Source organism: Phaeovulum sp. (assembly GCF_030684035.1).
Taxonomy (GTDB): domain Bacteria; phylum Pseudomonadota; class Alphaproteobacteria; order Rhodobacterales; family Rhodobacteraceae; genus UBA6213.
Map to the genome: position 1 here is coordinate 24,092 of NZ_JAUXPI010000059.1, position 12,092 is coordinate 36,183.

The 12,092-nt window shown below is 68.5% G+C and carries 14 protein-coding genes; 13 read left to right on the top strand and 1 reads right to left on the bottom strand.

Features of this window, described 5'->3' with window-relative positions; all coding sequences use genetic code 11:
* The first annotated feature begins 396 nt into the window (after positions 1-396).
* Positions 397-1,821, top strand: a complete 1,425-nt coding sequence (locus Q8J98_RS13660; protein ID WP_305294857.1) for a YcjX family protein — start codon at positions 397-399, stop codon at positions 1,819-1,821.
* Positions 1,818-2,882, top strand: a complete 1,065-nt coding sequence (locus tag Q8J98_RS13665; RefSeq protein WP_305294858.1) for a YcjF family protein — start codon at positions 1,818-1,820, stop codon at positions 2,880-2,882. The genes Q8J98_RS13660 and Q8J98_RS13665 overlap by 4 nt, the downstream gene beginning before the upstream one ends.
* A 3-nt stretch (positions 2,883-2,885) precedes the next feature.
* Here Q8J98_RS13665 and Q8J98_RS13670 read toward each other — a convergent pair whose 3' ends face one another.
* A complete protein-coding gene (locus Q8J98_RS13670) occupies positions 2,886-3,776 on the bottom strand; it encodes a LysR family transcriptional regulator (RefSeq protein ID WP_305294859.1) in 891 nt (296 codons plus the stop codon).
* Positions 3,777-4,032: 256 nt separating this feature from the next.
* Between Q8J98_RS13670 and ffh the strand changes: the two genes are divergently transcribed.
* The 11 genes from ffh to Q8J98_RS13725 all read left to right on the top strand — a co-directional run bounded on the left by ffh (position 4,033) and on the right by Q8J98_RS13725 (position 11,261).
* Positions 4,033-5,538, top strand: coding sequence for a signal recognition particle protein (gene ffh / locus Q8J98_RS13675; protein WP_305294860.1), 1,506 nt, complete (start codon positions 4,033-4,035; stop codon positions 5,536-5,538).
* Entirely contained in the window at positions 5,535-6,065 is a 531-nt protein-coding gene (locus Q8J98_RS13680; RefSeq protein ID WP_305294861.1) for a GNAT family N-acetyltransferase, read from the top strand. Before ffh ends, Q8J98_RS13680 begins: the two co-directional genes overlap by 4 nt.
* Positions 6,062-6,595, top strand: a complete 534-nt coding sequence (locus tag Q8J98_RS13685; RefSeq protein WP_305294862.1) for a GNAT family N-acetyltransferase — start codon at positions 6,062-6,064, stop codon at positions 6,593-6,595. Before Q8J98_RS13680 ends, Q8J98_RS13685 begins: the two co-directional genes overlap by 4 nt.
* A gap of 85 nt (positions 6,596-6,680) precedes the next feature.
* On the top strand, positions 6,681-6,977 hold the full coding sequence (locus Q8J98_RS13690; protein ID WP_305185693.1) for a chorismate mutase: 297 nt from the start codon (positions 6,681-6,683) through the stop codon (positions 6,975-6,977).
* A 39-nt stretch (positions 6,978-7,016) separates the two neighbouring features.
* On the top strand, positions 7,017-7,367 hold the full coding sequence (gene rpsP, locus Q8J98_RS13695; protein ID WP_305294863.1) for a 30S ribosomal protein S16: 351 nt from the start codon (positions 7,017-7,019) through the stop codon (positions 7,365-7,367).
* Positions 7,368-7,433: 66 nt separating this feature from the next.
* Positions 7,434-7,943: a ribosome maturation factor RimM gene (gene rimM, locus Q8J98_RS13700; RefSeq protein WP_305294864.1), complete on the top strand. Its 510-nt coding sequence runs from the start codon at positions 7,434-7,436 to the stop codon at positions 7,941-7,943.
* A complete protein-coding gene (locus tag Q8J98_RS13705) occupies positions 7,940-8,866 on the top strand; it encodes a hypothetical protein (RefSeq protein ID WP_305294865.1) in 927 nt (308 codons plus the stop codon). Before rimM ends, Q8J98_RS13705 begins: the two co-directional genes overlap by 4 nt.
* Positions 8,863-9,696, top strand: coding sequence for a tRNA (guanosine(37)-N1)-methyltransferase TrmD (gene trmD, locus Q8J98_RS13710; protein WP_305294866.1), 834 nt, complete (start codon positions 8,863-8,865; stop codon positions 9,694-9,696). Before Q8J98_RS13705 ends, trmD begins: the two co-directional genes overlap by 4 nt.
* Before the next feature lie 51 nt (positions 9,697-9,747).
* Positions 9,748-10,125: a 50S ribosomal protein L19 gene (gene rplS, locus Q8J98_RS13715; protein ID WP_305185688.1), complete on the top strand. Its 378-nt coding sequence runs from the start codon at positions 9,748-9,750 to the stop codon at positions 10,123-10,125.
* A gap of 11 nt (positions 10,126-10,136) precedes the next feature.
* The gene (gene rpmE / locus Q8J98_RS13720) at positions 10,137-10,358 is read left to right on the top strand and encodes a 50S ribosomal protein L31 (RefSeq protein ID WP_305294867.1); all 222 of its coding nucleotides are present in this window, start codon (positions 10,137-10,139) and stop codon (positions 10,356-10,358) included.
* Positions 10,359-10,451: 93 nt separating this feature from the next.
* Positions 10,452-11,261 carry a division plane positioning ATPase MipZ gene (locus Q8J98_RS13725; RefSeq protein WP_305185686.1) on the top strand — a complete coding sequence of 270 codons (810 nt, stop codon included), beginning with the start codon at positions 10,452-10,454 and terminating at the stop codon, positions 11,259-11,261.
* Positions 11,262-12,092 lie beyond the last annotated feature (831 nt).

A 12,092-nucleotide genomic window follows, 5' to 3' on the forward strand; every position in this document is an offset into this window, starting at 1 on the left:
CGTGGAGTCACGGGGGCAGCGGCAGCGGGGGAGCGCGGCTGCAGCGCTTGAGCGCGGGGGTCACGGGCGCGGCGGCAACGGGGGAGCGCGGCTGCGACAGGGAGCGCAGCGGCAGCGGGGGTCGCGGGGACGCGGCGGCAGCGGGGAAGCGCGGAGACACCGGCGCGGAGTCACGGGCGCGGTGGCAGCGAGGGAACCCGGGGGCGCGTGGAGCGATGTGGAAGCGGGCGATGGGTAGCGGCGGGCAACAGGGGCGCGGTGGCAACGGGGGAGCGCTCGGGTCGCGGGGGGGCAGATAGCCCCCCGCGCGGCGCGCATCGGGCCACACCGACGCAGCCCCTTTCATCGCGCCGCCCGCCCGCCTATCTTGAGCCAAACCTCTGGGGGCGCAGCATCTTGGGCATCGGCGATATTGCGGACGGGGTGGCGCGCGGGGTCGAGCAGTTCGGGGCCTCGGTGTCGGCGGCACTATTCGAGCCGGTGCTGCGGCTCGGGGTCACCGGCCTGTCGCGGTCGGGCAAGACGGTGTTCATCACCTCGCTGGTCGCCAACCTGATGGACCGTGGCCGTATGCCGGGCCTTGTCGCCGCCAGCACCGGCACCATTCGCGCCGCCTGGCTGCAACCGCAGCCCGACGATACCGTGCCGCGCTTCGATTACGAATCGCACCTCGCGGCGCTCACCGGCCCCGCGCCGCATTGGCCCCAAGGCACCCGCGCAGTCTCCGAACTCAGGCTTTCGTTCCTGATCCAGCCCGGCGGCATGCTTGGCGCGCTGCGTGGCCCGCGCAAGCTGCACCTCGACATCGTCGATTACCCCGGCGAATGGCTGCTCGACCTCGCCCTGCTTGACCAGAGCTTTGCCGCATGGTCCGAGGCGACCCTCGCCCGCCTTGCCGCCCGCCCGCTCGGCCCCGAATACCTCGCAGCGCTTGCCGCCGCTGAGACCGGCGCGGCGTTCACCGAACCCGCCGCGCAGGCGCTCGCCGCTGCCTTTACCGCGCATCTGCTGGCCAGCCGCGCTGCGGGCTGGTCGGATTGCACACCGGGGCGCTTTCTGCTGCCGGGCGAGCTTGCGGGTTCGCCGGTGCTGACCTTCGCGCCGATGCCGCGCCCCGCCGATGCGCCGCGCGGCTGCCTCTGGCGCGAAATGGCGCGGCGCTTTGCGGCGTACAAGGCGCATGTGGTGCGGCCGTTCTTCCGCGACCATTTCGCCCGCATCGACCGGCAGGTGGTGTTGCTCGACGCGCTCGGGGCAATCCATGCCGGGCCGCAGGCGGTGGAAGACATGCGCCGCGCCATGGCCGAGATCCTCACCGCCTTCCGCCCCGGCCGCTCCGGGCGACTGGCGCGCCTGATCGGCATCAAACGCATCGACCGGATCCTGTTTGCCGCCACCAAGGCCGATCATCTGCACCATTCGCAGCACCCGCAACTGACCGCGATCATGCAGGCGATGCTGCGCGAGGCGCGCGACCGCGCCAGTTTCGCCGGGGCCCGCACCGAGGCGTTGGCAATTGCCGCGCTGCGCACCACCACCGAGGAAACCCTGAGCCACAACGGCGCGCCGCTTGAGGCGGTGCGCGGAACGCTGGCGGACGGGCGGCAGGCGGCCTTCTACCCCGGCGCGCTGCCCGATGACCCGGGGCAGCTTCTGACCCCGGCGCGGCAAGGTGCCACGAAATGGCTCGGGGCCGATTACGCGATGATGGATTTTCGCCCCGCCGCGCAGCGGCTGAAACCCGGCGACGGCCCGCCGCACATCAGGCTCGACCGCGCCGCCGAATTCCTGCTGGGCGACAAGCTCGCGAGGCCCAGATGAAAGACCCGAACCCCGGCTCCCGCCCCGAACCGCTCGGCGTTCCCCGCCCCGGCACCCGCCCCGGACCGGTCCTGATCGAACTTGCAGGCAGCGCGCCAAGCCCCGCCGATGCCGCCCCGGTGCCCGACCTTGGCACCCTTGCCCCGCCCGAGGGCCGCGCCATGCAGATCGCGGCGCGGCTTGCGGCGCGGCGGCCATCGCGGCTGACGCGGTTTTTCTGGCAGGCGGCGCTGGCGCTGACGGGTTTTCTCGCCTCGGTCGCGGCATGGAACTTTCTGAGCGGCCTGATCGCCGCGCATCCGCTTCTGGGCTGGCTCGGCACCGGCCTGCTTGCCGCCTTCCTGATCGCCGCAGCGCTTCTGGCACTGCGCGAGCTTGCGGCCTTCGCCCGCCTCGCCCGCCTCGACCGGGTGCACCGCGCTGCCTCGGCGGCTCTTGCCTCGGGCAACCTCACCGCGGCGCGCGCGGTGACGGCGCGGCTTCGCGCGCTCTATGCCGGTCGGGCGGAGCTTGCATGGGCGCGGGCTCGGCTTGCCGAACGCGAGGCCGAAATGCTGGATGCGGAAAGCCTGCTCGGCCTTGCCGAAACCGAACTTATGGCCCCGCTCGATGCCGCCGCACGGGCCGAGGTCGAGGCGGCGGCGCGGCTTGTCGCCACGGTTACCGCGCTGGTGCCGCTGGCGCTTGCCGATGTCGTGGCGGCGCTGACCGCCAACCTGCGGATGATCCGCCGGGTGGCCGAGATTTACGGCGGCCGCGCCGGAACCTTCGGCAGCTGGCGGCTGGCGCGCACGGTAATGACGCATCTGGTGGCAACCGGCGCGGTGGCCGTGGGCGATGACCTGATCGAAACCGTGGCGGGCGGCGGCCTGCTTGCCAAGCTTTCGCGGCGCTTTGGCGAAGGCGTGGTGAACGGCGCGCTTACTGCCCGCGTTGGTATTGCCGCGATCGAGGTCTGCCGCCCGCTGGCCTTCACCGTACTCCCGCGCCCGAAGGTGCGCGCGCTTGTGGGCCGCGCATTGGCAGGGCTGTTTGGCACTCGCGACAAGCCCGAGGAATAGGGCCTAGCCCTCGCTCGGACAGGCCGCCGCCGCTGCCTTCAGCGCGGCGAGCGCCGCCTGTACCTTTGGCGTGCGGTGCAGATCGACATGGCTGACAAGCCACAAGGGCGCTGACCATTCCGGGCGCGGCCCCATCACCTCGACCAGATCGCTGCGCCCGCGTGCCTCCAGCACCGGCAGAAAGCCAAGCCCGATGCCCGCCACAATCGCCGCGCGCTGCGCATCGGCTTCATTCGTGGCGAAGACGATGGTTTCGCGTGGCACATGGTCGAACAGCCAGCGGTGATAGGGCGCGCGGCCCCCGGCGGCTTCGGGGCCGACAAACCGGTGCCGCGCCAGATCGGCATCGCTTGCCGGGGTGCCATGCGCCGCCAGATAGGCGGGGGCGGCGTAAAGCGCGGTCTGCCGCTCGGTCAGCGGCTGCACCACGTTGTCGGGCTCGGCGGGCTTGGCCCCCGCACGGATCGCCACATGCGCCTCGCCGTATTCCAGCCGGAACACCCGAAGGTCGGTGATGTAGCGCAGCCGCACCGCCGGGTGCTCGGCAACCAGCCGCGCCATCGCCGGTATCACCATGGCCGAAAGGTTCGGCAGCGAGGTGATGATCAACTCGCCCGAAACCTCGCCGCCCGCCCCGGCAATGCGCGCGCCAAGCTGGGCAAACTGGTCTTCCGTCGCCTGTGCCACCGCCAAGAGCAGCCGCCCCGCCTCGGTCGGCGTGTAGCCGCGCGGGTGGCGCTGGAAAAGCCGCGCCCCAAGCCGCGCCTCCAGCGCGTCGATATGGCGGATCACGGTAGCATGGTGCACCCCCATCACCTCGGCCGCGCCGGAAACCGTGCCAACCCGCGCGACCTGATAGGCGGTGCGAATCTCGTCCCAGTTTTCAAAGCCCATCTGTGCACCCGCAAACAATTCCTGTGCATTTTGCGCCGCTCGGTGTGGCCGCGCAATGATGTTCTGGCCGCCACCTTTCGCCAGCGTGCCCCGGCACCGCTGGCGGTTGACTCCTCCCTGCTTTGCCCCTAGATCGACCGCATTCCCCGGAGGCATGCGCTTCCGGTCCTTATGCCATTGGCAGGGATCGCCGTCAGTCAGCGCGTTGCGCCCACTGGCGCCCTTGGTCTTTGCCGCAGTCCCCGGAGGGCGCGCGATGTTCGAGAACCTATCCGAACGCCTTGGCGGGGTGTTCGCGCGGCTGACCAAACAGGGCGCGCTGAGCGAGGCCGACGTTGCCACCGCGCTGCGCGAAGTGCGGGTGGCGCTTCTGGAAGCCGATGTTTCGCTTTCCGTGGCGCGCGATTTCATCAAGGCGGTCGAGGCCAAGGCCAAGGGTCAGGCGGTCACCAAATCGGTTACCCCCGGCCAGCAGGTCGTGAAGATCGTCCATGACGAACTGATCCGGGTTCTGGCAGGCGACGGCGAACCCGACGCGCTGAAAATCGACAATCCGCCCGCAGCACTCTTGATGGTCGGCCTGCAAGGCTCGGGCAAGACCACCACCACCGCCAAGCTCGCCCGCCGCCTCAAGGAGCGTAACGGCAAGCGCGTGCTGATGGCCTCGCTTGACGTGAACCGCCCGGCGGCGATGGAACAGCTTGCCATCCTTGGCACCCAGATCGGCGTCGATACGCTGCCGATCGTGCCGGGGCAAAAGCCGGTCGACATCGCCAAACGCGCGCGCCAGCAGGCAAGCCTCGGCGGCTATGATGTCTACCTGCTCGACACCGCCGGGCGGCTGCATATCGACGAAGTGCTGATGGCCGAAGTGCAGGCGGTGCGCGATGCCACCAACCCGCGCGAAACCCTGCTGGTGGTCGATGGCCTGACCGGGCAAGACGCGGTGAACGTCGCGACCGAATTTGACGGCAAGGTCGGCATCACCGGCGTCGTCCTGACCCGGATGGATGGCGACGGGCGCGGCGGTGCCGCGCTTTCGATGCGCGCCGTCACCGGCAAGCCGATCCGCTTCGTCGGCCTCGGCGAAAAACTCGACGCGCTTGAAACCTTCGAGGCAGAGCGCATCGCCGGCCGCATTCTCGGCATGGGCGATATCGTGGCGCTGGTCGAAAAGGCGCAGGAAACCTTCGAGGCCGAACAGGCCGAGCGGATGATGCGGCGCTTCCAGAAGGGCCTGTTCAACATGAACGACCTGCGCGGCCAGCTTGACCAGATGCTGAAGATGGGCGGCATGCAGGGCGTCATGGGCATGCTGCCCGGCATGGGCAAGATGGCCAAGGCAGCCGAGACGGCGGGCTTTGATGACCGCATGCTGCGCCGCCAGATTGCGCTGATCGGCTCGATGACCAAAAAGGAACGCGCCAACCCCGACCTGCTGCAAGCCAGCCGCAAAAAGCGTATCGCCGCCGGGGCCGGGCTTGATGTGGCCGAACTCAACCGCCTGATGAAGATGCACCGGCAGATGGCCGACACGATGAAGAAGATGGGGCGTGGCGGCATGCTCAAGCAGGCGATGAAGGGCATGATGGGCGGCAAGGGCGGCCTGCCCGACCTGAAAAACATGGACCCCGCGCAATTGGAAGAGGCGGCGCGCGCGATGAAAGTGGCTGGCGGCATGGGCGGCGGCTTTCCGGGTGCGCCGGGCGGGCTGAAACTGCCCGGCGGGCTGTCCGGGCTGGGGCTTGGCCGCAAGAAATGACCGCGCTGAGCGTCCATATCCCGGTTCTTGAAACCGAGCGGCTGGTCCTGCGCGCCAACCGTTTCGAGGATTTCGAGCCCTATGCCGCCTTCTATCAGACCGGGCGCGCCGCATTGCGCGGCGGTCTGCGCGATCGCTGGAACGCCTGGCGCAGCTTTTGCGCCGAAAGCGGGCATTGGGTGATCCGCGGCTACGGCTTCTTCGCGGTCGAGGAAAAGGCCACCGGTTCCTACGTCGGTCAGGTCGGCCCCTATTTCCCCGATGGCTGGCCCGAGCCTGAAATCGGCTGGATGGTCATCGCGGGTTTCGAGGGCAAGGGCTACGCCCATGAAGCCGCCGTGGCGGCGCGCGACTTCGCCTTTGCAAAGCTCGGCTGGCGCACTGCCATCAGCGTGATCCACCCCCAGAACGAACGCTCGCAGAGCCTCGCCCGCCGCATGGGTGCCCGGCTCGAAGGCACCGCCGAGGTTCTGGGCAGTGCCGCGCAGGTCTGGCACCACCCGGTGCCGCCGGGGGCCCCAGCATGATCACGCTGGCCGCCACCCCGATGCTGGAAACCGAAAGGCTGCTGCTGCGCGCGCCCGAAGGCGGCGACTGGCCCGCCTTCGACGCCTTTCTGGCTAGCGACCGCGCCGCATTCGTGCGCTCGGTCGATTATACCGAGGCAATCTCGTGGCGCGCCTGGGGCCACGTCATCGGCCATTGGGCGATGCGCGGCTTTGGCACCTTCGTGATCACCCGTCGCGACGATCGCCGTGCCATAGGCATGTGCGGGCCCTGGTTCCCCGCCACCTGGCCGGAGCCCGAAATCGGCTGGACCCTCTGGGACGCAGGAGCCGAAGGCGCGGGCTACGCCCGCGAGGCCGCCCGCGCCACCATCGCCCATGCCTTCGGCCCGCTCGGCTGGCAAACCGCCGTCAGCTACATCGCCCCCGCCAACGCCCGCTCCATCGCACTGGCCGAAAGGCTTGGTGCCCGCCTCGACCCCGCCGCCGCCCACCCCGGCGACGAGCCGACCCTGGTCTTCCGCCACCCCACGCCGGAGACCGCAGCATGACCCGCTCCGCTTCTTCATCGCCCAAATTCCCCGGGGTCCGGGGCGGCACCCCGGCCCTTGCCGCGAGCCTCAGGGAGTGCCAGCCATGACCGACACCGCCGCCCGCGCCGCCGCCCTGCTGCGCGACCACCGCGCCAGCATCGACCGGCTCGATGCGATCCTTGTCTATACCCTCGCCGAACGCTTCAAGCGCACCCAAGACGTGGGCAGGCTGAAGGCCGAACACGCGCTGCCACCCTCCGACCCCGACCGCGAAGCCCAGCAGATCGCGCGGCTCGAAGAACTGGCGCGCGAGGCCGACCTCGACCCCGCCTTCGCCAAGAAATTCCTCACCTTCGTGATTTCCGAAGTGATCCGGCATCACGAGCAATTCCTCAAATAGCGGCACCGCCGCGACCCTGAAACCCAAGGAGACTGAACAATGTCGATGAAAATCCGCCTCGCCCGTGGTGGCTCCAACAAGCGCCCGCATTATTCGATCGTGGCAACCGACAGCCGCATGCCGCGCGATGGCCGCTTCCTCGAAAAGCTGGGCACCTACAACCCGCTGCTGGCCAAGGACAGCGAAGACCGCGTCAAGCTCAACCTCGAGCGGGCGCAATACTGGCTTGGCCAGGGCGCGCAGCCGACCGACCGCGTCGCGCGCTTTCTGGAAACTGCCGGGGTGATCGCCAAGACCGTGCGCTCGAACCCCAAGGCCGCGCAGCCGGGCGAAAAAGCCGTCAAGCGCGCCGCCGAAAAGGCCGCCAAGGCCGAAAAGACCGCCGAGTAACCGGCACGCGGCGCATTCCTTGGCCGGGCAGCCCTTGCCCGGTCTTCGCCTTTGGGAGCATGGCCGATGAGCAAGCCCGAGCTGATCTGCGTTGGTGCCATTGCGGGTGCCTTCGGCGTGCAGGGCGAGGTGCGGCTGAAAAGCTTTTGCGCGCAGCCTCAGGACATCGCGCTTTATGCGCCGCTGCTTACCGAAGACCGCGCCCGGAGTTTCACCGTCAAGCTGACGCGCCCGGTGGCGGGCGGATTTGCCGCGCGGCTCGGCGGCATCGCCAGCAAAGAGGCGGCAGACGCGCTCCGGGGGGTGACGCTTTGGGCCGAGAAATCGAAACTGCCGTCGCTTCCCGATGACGAATTTTACCACGCCGATCTGATCGGGCTCGAGGTGGTCGACACCGGCGGTGTGCGGCTCGGGCAGGTGCGCGCCGTGCACAACCACGGCGCGGGCGACATTCTTGAGGTGTTCGTGCCGGGGGTGCCCGCCGCGCTGCTCTTGCCCTTCACCCGCGCCGTGGTGCCCACCGTGGACCTCACCCGGGGCCGTATCGTCGCCGACCCGCCCGAGGAGGTCGAATGACCCTGCGCTGGAAGAACCGGCTGTTCTACCTCTCCGGCGCGCTGCTTTACGCGGGGCCGCTGCTGGCCGGGCTTGCGGGTCAGGGTGTTGCGGCGGGTCTGGTGCTGACAGCGGTGTTCACGCTCTGGCAGGTGCTCCTGCACCCCGAGCGCTGGCCCAAGACTGCCGCCGATTGGGCAAGGCCCGCGCCGCTCGCGGCGGCGGCGCTGACCGTGGCGGTGCAGGCGCTGGTGGTGGCGCTGGTGCTCGGCCTCGGGCGCGGCCTCGCGGCGCTTGGGCTGGGCCTGCCGGGTTTGCCGCTGGCCATGCCGATCATTCTGGCGCTGGTCGGCGTGGCGCTGGCGCGGCTTGCCTGGAACCCGCAGGAACGGGTCGAGATGGAGGCCTTTCTCGACGAGGCCATCGCCCAGATCGAGGGCATGGCAGCCGCTGCGCCCGATGCCGCCCCATCAAGCCCCGCCCCGCAACAAAGCCAGTCCGACTGGCTTCTGGCGGGCTTTGCCAACGACCTGCACGAAGCGGGTGCCGGCAGCGCCGAATGCGACAATCTGGTGCGCCAACTGGTGAAGCTCGACGAACCCGAGCACGAGGTCTTGGGCGTGCTGCTTGAATGGCGCAGCTTTCACCCGCTCTGCGAGGCGGCGCTGCTGCGCTATGTCGGCCACCCCTTCACGGTGGGGCTGCGGCTTGACCCCGAGCAGGTGGTGGATTGGGTCGAGGCCGCGCTGAGGGTGCCCGAAACGCAGACCGATGCTGCGGCAATGGCGCATGGCTGGCTGGGCAAGGCCGAATCCTGCGGCGGCTTCGGTCTGGCAACGCCGCGCCTGCTGGCGCTGCTGCAAACGGCGCTCGAAGCCGCCCCTGACGCCGATCTGGCCCCGAGCCTGCAAAACTTGCGGACCGCACTGGAACCGGCGTCATGACCGAAAAACCCTCCCGCTCGCATGGCCGCATCGCCATTTCCGCCTCGGCCACGCCGCGAGAGTTGATGGCCGACAGCGCCCGCCTGAAAGGTGCCTGGACCGCCCGCATCATCACGCTGTTCCCCGAGGCATTTCCCGGCACGCTTGGCCTCAGCCTCACCGGCAAGGCGCTTGCCGAGGGGCTCTGGGCGCTCGAGACCATCGATTTGCGGCCGTTCGGCATCGGCCGCCACCGCAATGTCGATGACAACCCCGCCGGGGGCGGCGCGGGCATGGTGCTGCGCGCCGATGTGGTCGGCGCGGCGCTGGCCGAGGCCGCCATCGGCACCCCGCCCGATCGCGCCCGCTGGCCGGTCCTCTACCTCTCCCCGCGCGGCAAGCCGTTCACGCAGGAAATGGCGCGCGCCCTTGCAAAAGCCGAAGGCCTGACCCTGCTTTGCGGCCGTTTCGAGGGTGTCGATCAGCGCGCGCTCGACCATTTCGGCGTCGAGGAGGTCAGCATTGGCGATTTTGTCCTGACCGGCGGCGAGATCGCCGCTCAGGCCTTGATTGACGCGACGGTCCGCCTTATACCCCGCGTGCTTGGGAATCAGGCCTCCACCGAGGAAGAAAGCTTCTCGCACGGGCTTCTGGAACACCCGCACTACACACGACCCACTGTCTGGGAAGGCCGCGCGATACCGGAAACGCTTCAATCCGGGCACCACGCGAAGATGGCCGACTGGCGGCGGAACATGGCCGAAAGGCTGACCAAGGAAAGACGACCTGACCTCTGGCGGGCTTATTGTGCAGCGCACATGCGGGACCCGGATGAAGACCAAGAGCTCTGAGGCCGCGCACATCTTCACGGGAAAAACCGTGAGCAATTGAAAGGACTTGCGATGAACCTTATCGCACAACTCGAAGCCGAGCAGATCGCCGCGCTCGGCAAGGACATTCCCGACTTCAAGGCCGGCGATACCATTCGCGTCGGCTACAAGGTGACCGAGGGAACCCGCAGCCGGGTGCAGAACTACGAGGGCGTCTGCATTGCGCGCAAGGGCGGCTCCACGCTGGCCGCCTCGTTCACCGTGCGCAAGATCTCGTTCGGTGAAGGCGTGGAACGGGTGTTCCCGCTCTATTCGACCAACATCGCCAGCATCGAGGTGCTGCGCCGTGGCCATGTGCGCCGCGCCAAGCTCTACTATCTGCGCGACCGTCGCGGCAAATCGGCCCGCATCGCGGAAGTGACCAACTACAAACCCAAAGCCGAAGCCTGAGGAGCGGGACCATGAAAAAAGACATTCACCCCGGCTATCACTTCATCGACGTGAAGATGACCGACGGCACCGTGTTCCGCACCCGCTCCACCTGGGGCAAGGCAGGCGAACAGATGTCGCTTGAAATCGACCCGCTGGTGCACCCCGCCTGGACCGGCGGCAGCGCCAAGCTGATGGATACCGGCGGCCGCGTTTCCAAGTTCAAGAACAAATACGCGGGCCTCGGTTTCTGAGCCGCTTGCGCTTTCGTATTGGAGGCGCACAAGATATAGTGAAGGCGCGCCCGCAACGGCGCGCCTTTTGAGTCTCAACCGGGGGCAGAGTCGGTGGCGCATATCATCGTGATGGGCAATGAAAAGGGCGGCACCGGCAAGTCGACCACCTGCATGCATGTGGCAACCGCATTGGCGCGCATGGGCCACCGGGTCGGCGCGCTCGACCTTGACCTGCGCCAGCAGAGCTTTGCCCGCTACATCGAGAACCGGCAGGCGTTTCTGGCGCGCGAGGGGCTGCAGCTTGCCAGCCCCGAATACCGCGATCTGCCCGAGATCGACGCTTCGCGCCTCGCGCCTGCCGAAAACGTTTTTGACCACCGGCTTTCGGCGGCGGTCTCGGCGCTGGAAACCGAGGTCGATTTCATCGTCATCGATTGCCCCGGCAGCCACACCCGGCTCAGCCAGGTGGCGCATTCGCTGGCCGATACGCTGGTGACCCCGCTCAACGACAGCTTCATCGACTTTGACCTTCTGGCCCGCATCGACCCCGAAACCAGCCGCGTGACCGGCCCCTCGATCTATTCCGAAATGGTCTGGAACGCGCGCCAGCTGCGCGCCCGCGCCGGGTTGAAACCGATCGACTGGGTGGTGCTGCGCAACCGGCTGGGCGCGCAGCAGATGCACAACAAGAAAAAGGTCGGGGCCGCACTGGAACAACTGTCCCGCCGCATCGGCTTTCGCGTCGCCCCCGGCTTTGCCGAGCGGGTGATCTTCCGCGAGCTGTTCCCGCGCGGCCTGACACTTCTCGATCTGCGCGATGTCGGGGTCGAAACCCTCAACATCTCCAACGTCGCCGCGCGGCAGGAACTCCGCGAGTTGATGCAGGCGCTGCGCCTGCCCGGGGTGACGGTGAATTTCTGAAGCGGCCTTGGCGCGGCGCGACTGCACCGGCCCGGCCCGGCACCCCCGAGGCACCAAGCCTTGCGCTCGCCACCCTCTTCGGCGTCGCCTCCTATTGGGGCCTGACCGCGGCAATGCGGATGGGCGAGGTCTCGGTGATCACCCCCTTCCGCTACAGGCGGCCGGTGTTCGCGCTGGTGCTGGGGGTGGCGGGTGAAGCATACTCCGAGTGGGTGCCAATCGGGTGCCGTCTGCTTGGGGAGATGGCGCAAGCGCCTGCCGCAATGCCCCGAGGGCCGGATTGCCGAAGGTCCGGTGGACCTTCGCCCGGCCCGATTGCCTGAGAGGCGCAAGCCGGAAGGCAAGGGGGGTGAGGGATGCCCCGGAGCGCGCCAATCGGGGCGCGCCTGGCTGGGGTGATGTGGGATCAAGAAGGCGTCCAGTGGACGCCTTCCCCACCGAACGCCCGCCCGCGTCGGGCGGGCCGGGAGCGCGTTTTCGCGCCTGCCACGGGCAGGCAGGCGCGGCCCGATTTGTCCGGTGACAAATCGAGCAAGGGAAGGGTGGCGCGCCGGGGCAACGAAAGGGCGCGCTCGAGCCGAGGTGCCAAATCGCCGCCCCCGAGCATTGCGCAGCGCATGCCGGCCCCTCCCCCTCAACGCCCGCATATGCACGGTCGGGGGTGCAACTCAACGAAGTTTCTCACTTCCCGAGGCTTTGATGATGTGACCGCCCCCCGACGGCATCAACGTGCCAAGGTGGGTCATCAACGATCCACAAAGCAGAGCGGTCATGTCGGAGATTATCACGGTCGGGCTCGATCTGGCGAAGAATGTATTCCAGGTTCATGGA

Bases quoted from the DNA above. Each gene is read 5' to 3' on its own strand.
- Q8J98_RS13665 (WP_305294858.1), top strand. From the start codon at position 1,818: ATGAAAGACCCGAACCCCGGCTCCCGCCCCGAACCGCTCGGCGTTCCC.
- ffh (WP_305294860.1), top strand. From the start codon at position 4,033: ATGTTCGAGAACCTATCCGAACGCCTTGGCGGGGTGTTCGCGCGGCTG.
- rimM (WP_305294864.1), top strand. From the start codon at position 7,434: ATGAGCAAGCCCGAGCTGATCTGCGTTGGTGCCATTGCGGGTGCCTTC.
- rpsP (WP_305294863.1), top strand. From the start codon at position 7,017: ATGTCGATGAAAATCCGCCTCGCCCGTGGTGGCTCCAACAAGCGCCCG.
- rpmE (WP_305294867.1), top strand. From the start codon at position 10,137: ATGAAAAAAGACATTCACCCCGGCTATCACTTCATCGACGTGAAGATG.
- trmD (WP_305294866.1), top strand. From the start codon at position 8,863: ATGACCGAAAAACCCTCCCGCTCGCATGGCCGCATCGCCATTTCCGCC.
- Q8J98_RS13690 (WP_305185693.1), top strand. From the start codon at position 6,681: ATGACCGACACCGCCGCCCGCGCCGCCGCCCTGCTGCGCGACCACCGC.
- rplS (WP_305185688.1), top strand. From the start codon at position 9,748: ATGAACCTTATCGCACAACTCGAAGCCGAGCAGATCGCCGCGCTCGGC.
- Q8J98_RS13670 (WP_305294859.1), bottom strand. From the start codon at position 3,776: ATGGGCTTTGAAAACTGGGACGAGATTCGCACCGCCTATCAGGTCGCG.
- Q8J98_RS13705 (WP_305294865.1), top strand. From the start codon at position 7,940: ATGACCCTGCGCTGGAAGAACCGGCTGTTCTACCTCTCCGGCGCGCTG.
- Q8J98_RS13680 (WP_305294861.1), top strand. From the start codon at position 5,535: ATGACCGCGCTGAGCGTCCATATCCCGGTTCTTGAAACCGAGCGGCTG.
- Q8J98_RS13685 (WP_305294862.1), top strand. From the start codon at position 6,062: ATGATCACGCTGGCCGCCACCCCGATGCTGGAAACCGAAAGGCTGCTG.